The 15,496-nt window shown below is 53.1% G+C and carries 15 protein-coding genes and 1 tRNA gene; 9 read left to right on the top strand and 7 right to left on the bottom strand.

Going from position 1 to position 15,496, the window contains the following annotated elements; all coding sequences use genetic code 11:
- Positions 1–351: 351 nt before the first annotated feature.
- The 7 genes from R5L00_RS04080 (at position 352) to rlmD (ending at position 6,693) form a co-directional block, all read left to right on the top strand.
- Positions 352–645: a ComEA family DNA-binding protein gene (locus R5L00_RS04080; protein ID WP_317653488.1), complete on the top strand. Its 294-nt coding sequence runs from the start codon at positions 352–354 to the stop codon at positions 643–645.
- A gap of 135 nt (positions 646–780) precedes the next feature.
- Positions 781–1,668 carry a cysteine synthase CysM gene (cysM, locus tag R5L00_RS04075; protein WP_107692140.1) on the top strand — a complete coding sequence of 296 codons (888 nt, stop codon included), beginning with the start codon at positions 781–783 and terminating at the stop codon, positions 1,666–1,668.
- A gap of 68 nt (positions 1,669–1,736) precedes the next feature.
- Positions 1,737–3,623 (top strand): hypothetical protein, encoded by a 1,887-nt coding sequence (locus R5L00_RS04070; protein WP_317653487.1) that lies wholly within the window; start codon positions 1,737–1,739, stop codon positions 3,621–3,623.
- Between the two features lie 165 nt (positions 3,624–3,788).
- Complete coding sequence (locus tag R5L00_RS04065) at positions 3,789–4,064, top strand: hypothetical protein (RefSeq protein ID WP_107692142.1); 276 nt, start codon at positions 3,789–3,791, stop codon at positions 4,062–4,064.
- Positions 4,065–4,075: 11 nt separating this feature from the next.
- Complete coding sequence (locus tag R5L00_RS04060) at positions 4,076–4,504, top strand: YdbL family protein (protein ID WP_317653486.1); 429 nt, start codon at positions 4,076–4,078, stop codon at positions 4,502–4,504.
- Positions 4,505–4,552: 48 nt separating this feature from the next.
- Positions 4,553–5,326, top strand: a complete 774-nt coding sequence (locus R5L00_RS04055; protein ID WP_317653485.1) for a 3'-5' exonuclease — start codon at positions 4,553–4,555, stop codon at positions 5,324–5,326.
- A 53-nt stretch (positions 5,327–5,379) separates the two neighbouring features.
- The gene (gene rlmD / locus R5L00_RS04050; RefSeq protein ID WP_317653484.1) at positions 5,380–6,693 is read left to right on the top strand and encodes a 23S rRNA (uracil(1939)-C(5))-methyltransferase RlmD; all 1,314 of its coding nucleotides are present in this window, start codon (positions 5,380–5,382) and stop codon (positions 6,691–6,693) included.
- A gap of 79 nt (positions 6,694–6,772) precedes the next feature.
- Here the strand turns inward: rlmD and R5L00_RS04045 are convergent, their stop codons facing one another.
- Entirely contained in the window at positions 6,773–7,471 is a 699-nt protein-coding gene (locus R5L00_RS04045; protein WP_317653483.1) for a Bax inhibitor-1/YccA family protein, read from the bottom strand.
- Positions 7,472–7,718: 247 nt separating this feature from the next.
- On the bottom strand, positions 7,719–7,880 hold the full coding sequence (locus R5L00_RS04040) for a hypothetical protein (RefSeq protein ID WP_317653481.1): 162 nt from the start codon (positions 7,878–7,880) through the stop codon (positions 7,719–7,721).
- A gap of 798 nt (positions 7,881–8,678) precedes the next feature.
- On the opposite strand from R5L00_RS04040, the gene R5L00_RS04035 reads away from it, so the two are divergent.
- Positions 8,679–9,011 carry a hypothetical protein gene (locus R5L00_RS04035; RefSeq protein WP_317653479.1) on the top strand — a complete coding sequence of 111 codons (333 nt, stop codon included), beginning with the start codon at positions 8,679–8,681 and terminating at the stop codon, positions 9,009–9,011.
- Positions 9,012–9,192: 181 nt separating this feature from the next.
- Here R5L00_RS04035 and R5L00_RS04030 read toward each other — a convergent pair.
- The 4 genes from R5L00_RS04030 to R5L00_RS04015 form a co-directional block, all read right to left on the bottom strand.
- Positions 9,193–9,277 (bottom strand) — tRNA-Ser (locus R5L00_RS04030).
- Positions 9,278–9,503: 226 nt separating this feature from the next.
- A complete protein-coding gene (locus R5L00_RS04025) occupies positions 9,504–10,757 on the bottom strand; it encodes an AI-2E family transporter (protein WP_317653478.1) in 1,254 nt (417 codons plus the stop codon).
- A 128-nt stretch (positions 10,758–10,885) separates the two neighbouring features.
- Positions 10,886–11,374 (bottom strand): hypothetical protein, encoded by a 489-nt coding sequence (locus R5L00_RS04020; protein ID WP_107692165.1) that lies wholly within the window; start codon positions 11,372–11,374, stop codon positions 10,886–10,888.
- Between the two features lie 29 nt (positions 11,375–11,403).
- Positions 11,404–12,549, bottom strand: coding sequence for a zinc-dependent alcohol dehydrogenase (locus R5L00_RS04015; protein ID WP_317653477.1), 1,146 nt, complete (start codon positions 12,547–12,549; stop codon positions 11,404–11,406).
- Positions 12,550–14,190: 1,641 nt separating this feature from the next.
- Between R5L00_RS04015 and R5L00_RS04010 the strand changes: the two genes are divergently transcribed.
- Positions 14,191–14,490, top strand: coding sequence for an encapsulin-associated ferritin-like protein (locus R5L00_RS04010; RefSeq protein ID WP_107692167.1), 300 nt, complete (start codon positions 14,191–14,193; stop codon positions 14,488–14,490).
- Between the two features lie 80 nt (positions 14,491–14,570).
- Here R5L00_RS04010 and R5L00_RS04005 read toward each other — a convergent pair whose 3' ends face one another.
- Positions 14,571–15,494, bottom strand: a complete 924-nt coding sequence (locus R5L00_RS04005; RefSeq protein ID WP_317653476.1) for a prephenate dehydrogenase — start codon at positions 15,492–15,494, stop codon at positions 14,571–14,573.
- Positions 15,495–15,496 lie beyond the last annotated feature (2 nt).

Raw genomic sequence — 15,496 nt, 5'->3', positions numbered from 1 at the left:
TACCTATTTATTTACAGTTCCGATGTTAAACATTATAAATAATGCATTATTTAGGCAAAATCATGCGCTTACAACTTTCTTAACATGTCTTGGCATACACACCCGTTTTAATTTCAACACAGGTTTAGCCTGGGCCAGCCGTAATAAATAGGAATCACGGATAAAATATGGCTGCCCGACATTGCCCGCCCAATATATACCCTTTGCTGTACCGTTTGAAGGCAGTGCTGCGATGCGCTGATTTTGAGGGCCCCGAGGGTGCTTTTATCCAGAAAAATCGCTTACCGATTCTTCCGGTAAACATTGCGCTTCAAAGCTACCTCTAAGCTAGCCAAATGTGGGGAAGAGTTCATGAAAAAACTGTTTCTGATTATCGTCACCTTGTTCGCACTTACCGGTGCAGCGTTCGGGGCGGTCAACATCAACACAGCTACCCAGGCCGAACTGGAGTCATTGCAGGGAATTGGCCCGGCGAAAGCCAAGGCAATTGTCGATTATCGCAAGAAGAATGGTCCTTTCAAATCGGCAGACGACTTGCAAAACGTCAATGGCATTGGCCCGGCGACTATGAAGCGGCTCCGCAAGGATGTGACCGTTGGGAGCACCTCTGCAGTCAAGAAGGACGCCAAGCCTCCCATCAAATAAAACAGACAGTTGGCTGGACGCTCGAAGTTACTCAAACGCCCACGGTAGCGAGTTTTGGGCTGCCTTAATCTTCGGCTCTACCATTTGTTTGGCCGTATGCCATAATCAAGCATCGTCTTTCTCAATTCCTTTTTCATGTACAAGACCCTGGAAAACTTCGTCGGCAACACGCCACTGGTAAAACTCAAGCGCCTGCCGGGAAATACCGGCAATGTTGTTCTCGTCAAGCTGGAGGGCAATAATCCTGCCGGTTCGGTAAAAGACCGGCCGGCGCTGTCGATGATTACGCACGCGCAGGAAAGGGGAGAGATCAAGCCGGGCGATACTTTGATAGAGGCCACCAGCGGAAATACGGGGATTGCGCTGGCGATGGCAGCAGCGATGATGGGTTATCGCATGCTGCTCGTGATGCCGGAGCATCTCAGCATCGAACGGCGGCAATCCATGAAAGCCTATGGCGCCGAGATTATACTCACGCCAAAAGAAGGAGGCATGGAAGAAGCCCGCGATGTGGCCGAGCGTATGCGCACCGAGGACCGCGGGATTATTCTGGATCAGTTCGCCAGCCCCGACAACCCCGGGGCGCACTACGAAGCCACTGCTCCCGAGATCTGGCGGGATACGGGGGGCGAGATTACCCACCTCGTAAGCAGCATGGGGACCACTGGAACTATCATGGGTTGCTCACGGTATTTCAAGGAAAGAAAACCGGAGATACAAATCATCGGTGTCCAGCCGGAAGAGGGCGCCCAGATTCCGGGAATTCGGAAGTGGCCCGAAGCCTATCTGCCAAAAATCTACGATCCTCGCAGGGTGGATCGAATTATGCTCGTTTCTCAGGCTGAGGCCGAGGAAACAACCCGGCAGTTGGCACGCGAGGAGGGGATTTTTGCGGGTATTTCGTCCGGGGGCGCATTGGCCGCTGCACTCAAAATTTCCGCCGCGACAGAAAACGCCACTATTGTCTCAATCGTATGCGACCGCGGCGATCGTTATCTTTCGACGGGCGTTTTCCCAGCGTAGTATCGTGCCTCGTTAAGTGCCCGCGTTGTCAGCGCCATTAACCCGCTGGCGATTCATGGCTGATCGTAATGATAAAGCTCGTCAAAATATTGACACCATTCTTGATCGCGAGCTTTTCCGCATACGCTGAATCCCGCATTACACTTTCCATCGATGACGTTCAGAGTCCCTTTTTAAATTCAAAAGGCGTTCAGGTTAGCCTGGCTGGTTCACGGGCTTCTGTGCTGGAGATTAAACTGGGAGAAATGGAGGTACAGGGGAAAAGCTGGCGTGATCTACGATTTTCCTGCGCCAAGTTTCAGGTTACGGGTAGCGCGGTTCGTTGCGAAAAGGGCGTGCTAAGGGTCTCCCCGGCTCCACCGCTCCCCGTCGCTTTCCTTTTTTCTTCTGCCGACAAGACACTGGACGTACAGCTCCAGGCTACAACCGATGCGGCGAGCGAAGGCTGGAGGCTGTCTGCCCGCTGGGGAAGAGCGGGGTGGGAGGGCAGGCTTACGGCTGCGAACGGCCAACTGGCACAACTCCAGGGGCTTCTGCCGATTGCAGGAGGTGAAATTCTGCCTTCCTCTACGAAGGGTAATATCAATGGCAAGATCACACTGCGAGGCAACGCAGACGGCGTTGCAGAAATTAGTGCGAATGTGGCCGTGAATGAACTGGCGTTCAGCGACGCGAGTGGATTGCACGCAGGCGAGAACATCGGTGTTGAGGTTAACATAAACGCCAAGCGAGGGTGCGGCCCGACAAGGAGGCTGTGGGAATGGCAGACTGGAGTGAACTGGCTGCAAGGTGAAGTTTTCTGGCAGCCGCTCTACTTCGTCGGCCGAGACTATCGTTTTAACGCGAGCGGTGATTTGTACGAAACCATCCTTCGCCTGGCCAAAGGAAATCTTTTTCTCAAGGATATCGGCGAGATGGATTTCTCGGGTGTGGTAGACACGTCAGTCACTTCTTTGCGTGACTTCGACTTGAGGGCGGATAACCTTGAGTTGGGGGGTGTGTTCAGCCAGGTTCTGAAGCCTTTTCTGGTGAACACGCCTTTTGCCGAGCTGAAGGCCGAAGGGCGTGCCGGAATTCAATGGCAATTCCGCCAAGGTGCCCATCAGTCGCTCAACGTGAACCTGCATGAGACCTCTTTTGAAGATGGGCATGGGCGCTTTGCATTTCGCGGGGTAAATGCACGCGTTCCGTGGCGAGCGCAAGGCTTGACCCAGACCGGCATCAGTATCCGGAGCAGCCAGTTGGGAAAGCTTCCGATAGGCGAGTTTGAGGTGCCCCTGCAAATTGACGGACCGAATTTCAGTATCGCGCGAATGGTGGTGCCAGTACTGGACGGGAAACTTACGCTGGAGGATTTCAATGCTTCACCGCAAACCGAGGGCGGACTTAATGGTTGGCAATGGCAACTCAGCGGCGGGCTTTCGCCAATATCAATGGAAAAACTGACTGAAGCGCTTGCAACGCAGTCGATGAAAGGCACTTTGTCAGGCACGATCCCCCGGGTAAGTTACAATGGTTCCGCTGTTGAAGTGGATGGCGCACTGCTTTTCAAAGTATTTGACGGCACAGTTAAGTTAGGGAATCTAAAAGTGCTTGATCCGCTCGGACCCGCACCTTCTTTTATGGCTGATCTGGATATGCGCAATCTGGATCTCAACCAGCTTACCGGTACGTTTTCGTTCGGCAGCATGCAAGGCCGCATTGATGCAACGGTGAATGGTCTCGAGCTTTTTGACTGGAAGCCGGTGAAGTTCGATGCCAGTATCAGGAGCAGTGCCGGAAATTATCCCCGCCGGATTAGCCAGGCCGCGGTCCAGAATATTTCCTCCCTTGGAGGATCGGGAGCAGCTGCGGCCATTCAACGCAGCTTTCTGCATTTTTTCGACCAGTTTGGCTATCTGGAGATCGGCTGGAGCTGTTCGCTGCGCCACGGCATCTCCACATGGGCGGGATAGAGTCGGAACCCCTACCGCATGGCTATCTTATTGTTAAAGGCGGTGGAATCCCGGCGATTACAGTGATCGGCTATAATCGCAACGTCGATTGGGATGAGCTGGTGAGCCGGTTGCAGCGGATAACGCAGGCAAGAGATATTAAACCTGTTTTTCAATAAAGAGAGCATGAAAAAACTTTTGGGCGCAGGCTTGTGCGCATTGACGGCTATGGCTCTGCCCGGATGCGTCACCATCAATATTTATTTTCCTGCCGCTGCTGCCGAGAAGGCTGCCGACAAGATAATCGAAGAAGTGTGGCAATTGAAAAAACCGGGAGAAGAAGGACAAGGAGGGCAGGGGGGACAGGAAGGCCAAGGGGGACAAGGCGCGGATAAACCCAGGACGCCGGAGCCCGCCAGCGACCCTGCTGTACAGCAGCAGCAACTGCAACAGCAAAAGTAGAGGTGAATACCATGCTCAACCCGCTATCGCTCTCCCGTTTTTTTCTGTTAATGCTGTTATCGTTGGTGCCGCTTGCCGGCTATACGCAAGCAAATATCGAAATCGATACCCCAGCGATTGCAAGTCTCAAGCAGCGCATGCAGCAACGTCACAATCAGCTTGAGCCGTATTATTCCAGGGGTGCGATAGGGCTTACACGTGACGGTATGATCGCGATGCGGGATGCCAACGAGTTGCCACTCTCGGCGCGGCAGACCGTCAATGCACTGATTGCAGCCGAGAACCAGGATAGAAACGCCCTTTACCGCGAAATCGCCCGCGCCAACGGTCATCCTGAGTGGGAGACGGACATTCGTTCGACTTTTGCTCAGCGGTGGATCGAGTTGGCGCGGCCTGGATGGTGGTATCAGAGTCCCAGCGGCGCTTGGGTCAGAAAATAAGACCCCATCCTTCCCTCAAACAAGCTAAAGGCTTAAAGCCTCTCGACCGTGGCACCTGTACTGGTTTTCGATATCGAGGCCGTCCCTGATACCGAGGGATTGCGCAAAATTCACGGTCTCAGCCCGCAGCTCGCCCCTGCTGACATTGCCGAAATGGCGTTTCAGTCGCGGCGTCAGGCGGTTGGCAATGATTTTGTCCAGTTGCATCTACAGAAGATTGTAACGATTTCGTGCGCGCTGCGCGACAAGGACGATTTTCGCGTTTGGTCGCTTGGAAGCACTGCTGATTCTGAAGCCGAACTCATCCGGCGGTTTTTTGAAGGCATAGAGAAATACAGTCCGCAACTGGTTTCGTGGAATGGCGGTGGTTTTGATCTTCCAGTGCTTCATTATCGCAGCCTGGTTCACGGTATTCAGGCGCGCCGCTATTGGGACATGGGTGAGGATGACCGCGATTTCAAGTGGAACAATTACCTTAGCCGCTACCATACCCGCCATCTCGATCTGATGGATATTCTCGCGTTGTATCAGCCCCGTGCCAATGCGCCGCTGGATGAGCTGGCGAAGCTGATGGGTTTGCCCGGAAAATTGGGCATGGATGGTTCTCAAGTCTGGCATGCCTTCCAGGCGGGCGAGATCGCTGCTATACGCAACTATTGCGAAACCGATGTAGTCAATACCTATCTCGTGTTCCTGCGTTTTCAGTTCATGCGCGGACTCTTTGACAATGAACAGTATCAGCGCGAATGTGAACTGGTGCGCTTCACCCTGAGCAAGTCCTCCGAACCTCACTGGCAGGAGTTTCTGGCTCATTGGGTCTAAACTCCCGCGACTCCCGCTCTCGGGGCGGATCACGTGATTCCCGCGGCATAAAGATGATTACTCCCGTTATCATCGAATCCCTGGATCAGGAAGGACGTGGCGTTGCCCATGTGGAAGGCAAGGTCATATTCATCGAAGGCGCGTTGCCGGGCGAGCTGGTTACCTATAACGCCTATCGCAAGAAACAGAACTTTGAACTGGCGCAGGTTGCGCAAATTCTCAAGCCCGCGTTTGGCCGGGTCACCCCTCAATGCCAATATTTCGGGACGTGCGGCGGGTGCAGTCTGCAGCATCTGGATGCTCGCACGCAAGTGGCGGCGAAACAGCGTGTCCTGGAAGATAATCTCAGGCATATCGGCAAGGTCAAGCCGGAATTGATATTGCCTGCGGTATATGGCGCAGCGTGGGGTTATCGGTACCGCGCCCGTTTGTCGGTGCGTTACGTGGCAAAAAAAGACACGGCGCTGGTGGGTTTTCATGAAAAGCGCAGCAGCTTCGTCGCCGACATGCAGACGTGCGAGATTATGCCCCAGCGCATTTCCGCGCTTCTCATGCCATTGCGGAAGCTGGTTAACGCCCTTTCCATACGGCAGCGACTGCCCCAGATCGAAGTCTCGCTCGGCGACGATGTGGACGTGCTGGTTTTGCGCAACCTCGAGCCCCTCACCTCGAAGGATGAGGCTACGCTTAAGGCGTTTGCCGAACAGCATCGCATTCAATTTTTCCTGCAGCCTGGCGGACCGAAAACAGCTTATCGCTTCTACCCGCAGAACGCCCCCGAGTTGAATTACACCCTGCCAGAATTCAACATAGTGATGCCGTTCGATCCCACGGAATTTACCCAGGTAAACCCCTCGATGAATAGGGTCCTGTTGCGGCGCGCGCTAAACCTCCTCGATCCGCGGCCTGGAGAGCGTATTGCAGATCTGTTTTGCGGGCTGGGGAATTTCAGTCTGCCCATTGCGCGGCGGGGCGCATACGTTACTGGCTACGAGGGAAGCGCAACCTTGGTGCGCAGGGCTGCGGAGAACTCGGAACGCAATAAGCTTTCGCCACGTACCAAGTTTGCTGAAACCAATCTGTTCGAGATCGATGAGCGGTGGATGCAAGACCAGGGGCACTTCGACAAGATGCTCATCGACCCTCCACGTGAAGGGGCAATGGCTGTGGCAACTTCCTTGAATAAAGAACAAGCCCCGCCCTGGCGGATCGTCTATGTCTCCTGCAATCCTGCTACGCTCGCCCGCGACGCCGGGGTGCTGGTGCATCGGAACGGCTACTCATTGAAAGCGGCAGGGGTGATCAACATGTTTCCCCATACGGCGCATGTCGAGTCCATCGCGCTGTTCGAGAAGGAGAAAGATTAAAGGGGAGTACCTGGGAAATGAAAAGGGCGGCTATACTCAGCCGCCCTTTTTTATGCTGCTATGCCTGCCATTTGCTACGTCAGTCTCTCTCGCCCGAGAAAGCCAACAGCAGGTGCAAAAGGCTGGTGAAGAGGTTATAGATGCTGAGATAAAGCCCCATCGTCGCCATTACGTAATTCGTTTCGCCACCATTTACGATGCGGCTTACATCAAACAGAATGAAGCCGGAGAACAGTAACACCGCCACCGCCGAGATGGCGAGCGAGGCCGCTGGCACGGCGAAGAATAGGTTGGCAAGCGAAGCAATGATCAGCAGTATTAATCCTACGAACAGGAAATTTCCCATGAAGCCGAAATCCTTCTTCGTCACGGTAGCGATTCCTGCCAGGGTGAAAAATATTGCGCCTGTTCCCGCAGCGGCAGTGGCGATGACTTGAGCGCCGTTCTTGAAGTGAAGCGCGTATTGCAGCATCGGGCCCAGCCACCAGCCTGCGACGAAGGTAAACACAAACAGCAATACGATCCCCATCGCGCTGTTGCGGGTCGCGCTAACACCGAACAAAAGACCCATCATGATGGCAAGCATTACCAGCGGCCCCATGATTGGAGCTTGCGCCAGGAAAGCGAAATTAGTGCTCATCCCGATCATGGCGCCGATAACCGTCGGAATCATGGTCAAGCCAAGCATCCAGTAGGTATTGCGCAAAACCTTGTTGCGGGCTACCGCCAGTCCGGTCTGCGCAGTCGGGCTAGAATAACGAAGTTCAGGTTGTTGCATGATGTCTCCCAGGTTGACGAACAACTATACACTGCATAAGACTACTCATGTTTGGAAAAAGTTGCAATGCCAATCCAATATAGCCGTAGGGGTTTTGGCAAAATCACGCTTCGAGTATGATCGGTGGCGGGAGGGACCAGACGAGCATTTCACCCAGCAGACGTGAAAATGCTCAACCTGTTATCCAGCAGAAGGTATTCAGACGTTAAGTAATACGTCGTAATACGTCCGCCAGAGCGTTACTGCATTATTGTTCGGTCTTTGCCGCCATTCTTATTCGCGCCTGAGCCTCTGCCTTATTTGCCTCTGAAGCCTGACGCCCGAATGCGTCGCGAGTTTCCTTATCTGCCAGAGCGCCCTTGATGCTGCGCTCGCATCGCCATCGTTTGCCATTTCTCGTGGCGAACAATTGCATCTCTTCCCGCGGATGGGGCTTATGGCAGTGGTAGCAATAGATGGAGGCAGGCACGGTATTAAGAAGTTTAGAAAGTTATTAAATGGTTTCGACGTTGGACGAGCTTTGGCGTGCTATTTACTAAAGGACACTACTAAAAACGAATTTCCTCGATACTGAGCCTTGGCTGTTCCGATTTTTTTGTTTACAGGTTAGGCGTCAAAATGTAGATACGTCATTGAAGGGAACATGGCTGCTATCGAGTCCGTGTCCGATAACTTGGGGGTCTCCGATTCCAGACGAAAAAGAAACGCGCCTAGCTCATCATCGGTTCCCGCGTCGCCACTTAAGCCGAACATGTCTAACAAATTCGCTGTATTCACCGTTCCGTCCTTTCGTCGTTCATTTAAGAAATATTGTTTAAGCCGAGGAGGTAATAATCTCATTCAAAAATGATCCGATCTGTGCGATTCCGCACCCAGCTATTGATGACGTGGAACAGTCGCCTGATCGAGGCGAACGGATGTGCGGTGGGTACCGCTGTGCCGCTTCTAACTGGATTGACCTTCATGCTTGGGTATGGGTTATCGGTTGTCGGTAGTCGACCCTGCGACTTTAAAGAGGCCCAGACCGAACCAAAGCACTTACTCAACCCTGTCAATTCCCTGGATTCACGCAAGAGGTGGCGCGCCGAAGTGGGAGCTGTAGAGTCATGATCGGAATCAAGAAAGATATGTGTTCTCTTAGCCTCGCTCTCAGCGTAGTATGGGGTTCTTGTCTTTAATGATGTGCGTTATAAATAAGGGGGCTTAGTTGAGATTCTCATTTCCCGCTGAAAAATTCAAAACAGCGCGCAGTAACCTCATGCTTCCTCACCCTAAAGGTGAAGCTGCTTCAATCGCGGATGCCTTTGCTGAATGTGCTTCCGGCATAAGTAAGGTAGACCCGGTGGATTTGGACGACTATGCGCGGGAGTCGCTAAGCAAACTTAATGCGCTTATTGACCCGATCGGATTAAGAGATCCGGCAGGCCGGGGCATGCACACCATTAAGGCAGAAAAACTATCGATCGAACAAAGGCGTGAACTGTCCTCAACAGTTGATGAACTCGCAAGCTGGTTTGACATCAAGTCTCGGACTTCCTAATGGATTCCACCCCTTAGCCTGATCTGGCTGAAGCTCGGCCTGTTCGAGCCCGAGAATTCATGGGACCCGTCTTACCTCATCCATTAATGAGTCGGTGTCCGGATTGTGTATTTATTTGTAGAGCAAAACGGGTGGGAACTTCAAAAATCCTTTATTCATACGAGTTTTGAAGGATGGGCGGCGGAAGCGGTGAGATTCGAACTCACGGACGGTTGCCCGTCGCTGGTTTTCAAGACCAGTGCCTTAAACCGCTCGGCCACGCTTCCGGAGCGCCTATTCTAGCATAAGCCTCAGTGTCGTTTTTCTCATAGCAACCGTCGTAACCGGCTATCGGCAATGTGTTGCGGAAACAACAGGCACTCCGCCTTAAGCACAGCAATAGAATCGAGTAAACATCAGTGTTGCTCGGTCTGAAAGGGCAGTAGGGTAATAGCCGCTGTCTTCTTTGTGGCCGCGCATGTTGAAGGATTGCTGGCTGCGGTTGATTGCCTGCTAACGCCCAAGCAGTTCACCGATCGGTTTAAGCGACTCAATTCGATCACAAACCACTTTGGCGATAGCCAGCAGTGGCGCGCCCAGCAACAGGCCGGCCAATCCCCACAGCCAGGCGAAAAATAAGAGGACGATGAAGAGCACGGCTGCGTTCACGCGCGCAAATTTTCCTTGTAACCATGTCGTAAACACCATTCCGATTACGAAGGAAACGACCACGGAAGCGGCTGTTACAGAGAGTGCGAGCGGGAGTGACCCGAATTGCAGCAAGCCGGATATGCCACTGGCGATCGCAATCGTGACTGTTCCAAGATACGGAATGAAGCGCAGCGCCCCGGCAGCTACGCCCCACGCGCCGGCATGGTCGAGTCCGATGGCTTCGAAGGCGAGCCATGTCAGGACCGCGATGAGAATGTTTGATATCAGGATGACAAGCAGGTAGCGCTGGATCTGTACATCTACCTCTTCAAGTATCCGGACTGCATCTTTCTTCCGTGACAGCGACGGCCCGACAAGTTTTACCAGTTTGCGTCTAAAATGCGTACCCGCGGCCAGCAGAAAGTAAGTAAGCAACAACACTACCGGAGCTTGCGCTGCAAACGCGACAAGGAGCGCCGCCTGAGTGAGTACGAAGTCCCGCAGCCATGTGCTGGGGTTGGGTTCCTGGGTAATAACCACCGGTGCGGCTTCTGATTTCAAACCGGCATCAACAGCCGCGTTTTCCAGTTCGCTGGCAGCTTCCCGAACACGCTCGAGGGTTGCCGGCTTAGTGGATAACAAATTGTGCAGATTCTGTCGCAGCTTTCGGGCAGCTTCGGGAAGCTTTTCGATGATTGCTTCAGTATCGGCACTTAAATAGAGTACCGTCCAGGATGTGCCGCCGAGGAGCGCGCCCAATACCAATGCTGATGCGATTACACGCGGAACGTGATAGCGCTCGAACCAGTCCACGATCGGCCCTAACGTATAGCTCACGAGAATGCCGAATAATAGGGGAACGAAGAAAGCACGGGCGAAATGTAGCGCAGCAATCAGCGCAATGATGGCCAGTATCCATAGTGCCGTCGCTATCTTGCGATTAATTAAAGCGGGGGCTGGCGCTGTTTCATCCTCCGTGATTGACGGGGCAGCGTCATGGAGGGATGCTTTTGATTCACCCTGATATTCACCGGCGGGGACTTCATGGTTCGTGCCCAGGGGCGCTAATTTTTCTGGGATGATAGAACCGGCGTTGCGTCCAGATACATCATTCAATTGGCAGGCCCTTTCTTTTACCTTTTTCTTTCTGTTTGTTTTCTGCTTCTTCGTGGGCGCAACGCCGGCCACAAAAGATTGCGGCAATCTTGGGGATTAGCTTCGCATACGTGCGGCTATTACGATTATCACGATTCGCGCCGTCTTTTCCGCTTCATCAGGCAGATTGCGGTCCCAAGCAATACGGATCCGATCGCAAGTTTTCGAACCGCGCCTGCGCGGTTGTACTTTAACTCTGCCTTCCAGCCCATCTCATCAAGAATATGGGGGATATGACCCTTGTTCAAATCCTGGACTAGCCCTTCGCATACGTTTACCCGGTCAGCAAACAGCAGGAGCAGCCAATGGCGGATATCGTTCTCGCTAAATTTGAAGGCCCCACGGCGTATCAATCCGCTCAACCCGGATGGCGGGGTACTTGTGCCGAAGATGGGTGTGATACCCGGGCGCTCATTCGAACGCAGGATTTCGATTTTTTGTTCCTGCTGGTCCGGTTGATCCCAGTGCACGCCAGTAAGGCGAGCGGGCATTCTTTCTTTTGGATACGCGGGCCTGTTTTGCGGATCCAGATCAGCACCCCATCCTTGAACATGGGAATAGTCGTTTGCAGTTTTCATAATGACCTCCTCCTGTAGCTCGGGGCAGCTCAATGTCGAGCGCTCGGCGGAAACAATATCGTTTTGATGCAATTATCGAGTTTGCTTGAAAAAATATGATACGCATCCGAAACCTCTTCCAGGGGAACCCTATGTGTAATGATTTTTTTCGGTTCTATCCGCCCGGCCTGGATGTGTTCGATTAAACGCGGCAAGTGTCGCTTGACGCTCGCCTGGTTCATGCGAAGCGTAAGGCCCTTGTTTAGGGCGTTACCAATGGGAATGGCATTAAAAGTAGGCCCGTAAACCCCGACAATCGATACGTTGCCACCTTTACGCACGGAATTGATGGCCCAGTGGAGGGCAGTAGCGGAACCCGCCTGCAGTTTCATTACCACTCCGGCAAACTTCTGCGCAAAGCTCCCGTCAGCCTCGCATCCAACCGCGTCAATGCATACGTCGGCCCCCAGCCAGTCCGTCATCTTTTTGATGTGAATCGCCATATCGTCCACTTCCTTGAAATTGACGATTTCACACTGGGCGAAATTCTTTACGAACTCTAAGCGATACTCCAAATGATCAACGACGATCACACGACCGGCTCCCATCAGCCAAGAGCATTTGGCGGCGAAAATACCTACCGGGCCGGCGCCAAAAACGACGACAGTGTCACCTTCCTTAATGTCCCCCATTTCGGCCGCCTGATACCCCGTGGGATAAGCATCAGTTAACAGCACCGCATCATCCAGATCCAAGTCCGAGGGGATAACGGTAGGGTCGATATCAGCCATGGGCACGCGGACAAATTCGGCCTGGCCCCCATCGTAACCGCCGGCACTGTGGGAGTAGCCATAGATTCCGCCAATTGCTGTAGCTTCAGGATTGGTGTTATGGCAGTTTCCGTAGAGCTCGCGTTTGCAGAAGAAACAGGAGCCACAGAAGATGTTAAAAGGGACCAGGACGTGATCCCCGACCTTTAGATTCTGAACCGATGAACCCACTTCCTCGACAACGCCGGTAAACTCGTGTCCGAAGGTCATGCCGACCCGGGTGTCTGGGACCAGCCCATGATAAAGGTGCAGGTCCGAACCGCATATGCAAGAACGCGATACTCGAACGATGGCGTCATTAGGATGTTCAATAACGGGATCGGGTTTTTGCTCTGCGCGAACCCGATAAGGCCCTCTGTAATTCATTGCTAACATAATTTTCTCCTTTGCAAAAATGCTGCTCTAACGAGCTGCCTATCAGGAAGGAAATCAGGCGAGGAGGTATACGGTACGGTCATTCATTCACCTAAGGAGGCACAAACCAGACTAAGCGGATGAGGGGAGGGAGTCTGTGTGGTAAACCACGTTAATGCGGTGTGGAGGCCGGAAACGGCGCTCTCTTTATAGTCGTATAAACCGGGGAGAGAACGCCTGGACAGGAGCGCGGTAGAGCAGCAGGCAAGGGGTTCAGGCAAGCGTGGACACAGTACAGATCAGGCATGTGGCAAGACAACACGTGCAGTGTCCTGATGCGGCCAATCGAGTAAAAGCGAGATGGGGTTCGATCTTGGACTCATACTCATCAGTAAGCTGTACTTTGGTACAATACGAAAAGTCGCGTACTTGCGCTATTTTATTAGACGTAAGTACCGTTATAGGTAGAGACTGCTTCTTGCTCCTACCCTTATTTATTCAATAAAAATCCGTAGCATGGCCCAATATCTGGATTCAAGCTTTCTTGTTCGATCTCCCCATTTCAATTTTGAAAAAAGATACCCCCCTGGGACTGTCGTTCCTGATTCGGGAATCTACCGGTGCAGAGGTTGTGGTCGTGAAGTTGCATTGGCAAAAGGTAGCGCGCTGCCAACGCATGCTCAGCACGATCACGGTTTTGAATTAGGGCCCGCAAGCTGGCTGCTTATCGTTTTGGCCCTTAGCGCAGAGTGACCCGGTCGGGGAAGGCCTTGCATGAGGTTCTCCCCAGGAACACTACAAATAACCCGGCAATATTTAGGCAGGTTGCGCCGCCATGCTGGATAGCAGTTTTTCGCGACTTCCAGCCAACGGCGCTCTGAAGAGAATACGCCCAAGGCTCCATTTGGCCTCGTTTCATCTGCACCCAAAGCTGGTTCAACTCAAAGCTGGTTCAACTTATTGCCATAAGCCCCAAGCCGGCGGCAAGCACAAGAATATACGTACCCCAAAAAATTATTGTGTTGCCCATGGCGTATCTCCTCGTATCTTGTAGCGGCTGATCACGCATACCGCTTCCTACGCACTGTCGATCATCATGACCCCGCTTGACCCTTGCCAATGACGAGGGTCATGTTGTCAAAGTTTCCTCCTCAATTGTTACAACTGTTCGTATGGCAGGGCTGTCATCAGATGGACATATGTGTATGAGATTATTAAATCGCGGTATCTATCCCTCCTTTCCTTTAATAGATGCCGCCGCTGGCGTCTACCCCTCTGCAGACGCCGCAGCCCGGTAGGGGTCAATCCCGCCGGGTTTTTTTTTGAGGTGCCCAAACTTGCCCCAAATTCACCCGATCCATCCCGCCGGGTGCGACTGCCTGCGTAATCGCAGGATCGACCCGCGGTTACCGGATTGCGTGGCGGCGCTTTTAAAAATTGCATGCAACTGGAAAAGACAAGGCAACTCTTTAAGGAAAATCCTGCTGCCTTTAAGGAAAATCCTGCTGCCTTTAAGGAAAATCCTGCTGCATGAGCCCGGCACGGCCTAATTACCCTATTATCCTGATAACATGCCGAACTGAAGTTCCCTCGCAGGCTTGGCGGAGAATGTTATCTGGGCTATCTGGTTTTATAGGCAAATAAGGAGGACGTATGGCAAGTGAAGGTTATCATGAACCTATCGAGGAGCTTTCCGATGAAACCCGCGATATGCACCGGGCAATCGTATCCTTAATGGAAGAGTTGGAGGCGATCGACTGGTATAACCAGCGGGTAAGCGCATGCAAGGACGAGGAACTCAAGGCGATTCTGACTCACAATCGGGATGAGGAGAAAGAGCATGCTGCTATGATGCTGGAGTGGATCCGACGCAGGGATCCGAGATTTTCGGCAGAAATGAAAGAGTATTTGTTTACCGCCCAACCCATCACGCGTATCGAGCAGGATGAGTGAAGCAAATTCAGCCATCTATCTAATAAACGGGGCATTGTTCGGAAGCCTGCGCGACCGTCGTTCATCGCTCCCTACCAGGCTCAAGGCGTTTCTTTCAACCATTGGCGCCGAGCTTCGCGCGCATTGGCGAAAATGCTTTCGAGCCCATCTCCGTCGCCGCGAACCAGCATTTCGCGCAAGGCGGCCAGTTCATCCTGATACGCATCAATTTGTCTCGAGAGCACTTCCCGGTTGCCGAGGCATATATCCCGCCACATCTCGGGGGAGCTTCCCGCAATACGGGTAAAATCGCGAAAGCCGCTGCCTGCGAAGCGAAGTAATTCGCTCGGCCGAATCATGTCATCAGTGAGAATCTGGTCGTCTGCCTCAAGCCCGTTTCCGGAGCTAACATAATGCATGAGCGCGAAAGACAGCACATGGGGCAGATGGCTCACCGCCGCAAGTATTTCATCGTGCCTTTTGGCGCTCATTTGAGAGACCTGGGCACCACAGGCTTGCCATAGTTGGGTCACTCGCTGGAGTGCCTCGACGCTGGTTTCTTGTATAGGCGTCAATACCAGGTTTTTGTCGCGGAACAAGTTTGGGTTGGCCGCGCCCGCGCCGCTAAGTTCCGCCCCTGCAACGGGGTGTCCCGGTACGAAATTTCGCAGATGCTCGGCCAGATGAGTCCGTGCCGCCTCAACTACGTTCTGCTTGGTGCTGCCGGCATCGGTAACGATGGTGTCTAATCCGAGATAAGGGGATATCTGGGCCATAATTTCGCCGGTCTGACGAACCGGGACGGCAAGGAATACCAACTCGGCGTCTCTCAATGCCGATGGAAGGTCGCGGGCGATTTCGTCTATTGCGCCAAGGTCGCGCGCGCGTTCCATGTTTGACCGGCTTCGTCCCACACCGGTGACATGGGTCACCAGATCGGCCTTGCGTAGCGCCAGTGCAAATGAGCCGCCGATCAGGCCAACGCCGATAATCACCAGCTTGTTGATTACGACGACATCCGTCATTG

Origin of the sequence: Nitrosospira sp. Is2 (assembly GCF_033095785.1) — a bacterium.
Classification (GTDB): Bacteria; Pseudomonadota; Gammaproteobacteria; order Burkholderiales; family Nitrosomonadaceae; genus Nitrosospira.
Note: the sequence above shows the minus strand (reverse complement) of the source record. Positions and strands in the feature narration are given on the sequence as shown.

What these genes read in the sequence shown, in the direction of transcription:
- cysM (WP_107692140.1), top strand. Translation starts at nt 781, where the DNA reads ATGTACAAGACCCTGGAAAACTTCGTCGGCAACACGCCACTGGTAAAA.
- rlmD (WP_317653484.1), top strand. Translation starts at nt 5,380, where the DNA reads ATGATTACTCCCGTTATCATCGAATCCCTGGATCAGGAAGGACGTGGC.
- R5L00_RS04070 (WP_317653487.1), top strand. Translation starts at nt 1,737, where the DNA reads ATGATAAAGCTCGTCAAAATATTGACACCATTCTTGATCGCGAGCTTT.
- R5L00_RS04010 (WP_107692167.1), top strand. Translation starts at nt 14,191, where the DNA reads ATGGCAAGTGAAGGTTATCATGAACCTATCGAGGAGCTTTCCGATGAA.
- R5L00_RS04060 (WP_317653486.1), top strand. Translation starts at nt 4,076, where the DNA reads ATGCTCAACCCGCTATCGCTCTCCCGTTTTTTTCTGTTAATGCTGTTA.
- R5L00_RS04005 (WP_317653476.1), bottom strand. Translation starts at nt 15,494, where the DNA reads ATGACGGATGTCGTCGTAATCAACAAGCTGGTGATTATCGGCGTTGGC.
- R5L00_RS04080 (WP_317653488.1), top strand. Translation starts at nt 352, where the DNA reads ATGAAAAAACTGTTTCTGATTATCGTCACCTTGTTCGCACTTACCGGT.
- R5L00_RS04045 (WP_317653483.1), bottom strand. Translation starts at nt 7,471, where the DNA reads ATGCAACAACCTGAACTTCGTTATTCTAGCCCGACTGCGCAGACCGGA.
- R5L00_RS04065 (WP_107692142.1), top strand. Translation starts at nt 3,789, where the DNA reads ATGAAAAAACTTTTGGGCGCAGGCTTGTGCGCATTGACGGCTATGGCT.
- R5L00_RS04015 (WP_317653477.1), bottom strand. Translation starts at nt 12,549, where the DNA reads ATGAATTACAGAGGGCCTTATCGGGTTCGCGCAGAGCAAAAACCCGAT.
- R5L00_RS04020 (WP_107692165.1), bottom strand. Translation starts at nt 11,374, where the DNA reads ATGAAAACTGCAAACGACTATTCCCATGTTCAAGGATGGGGTGCTGAT.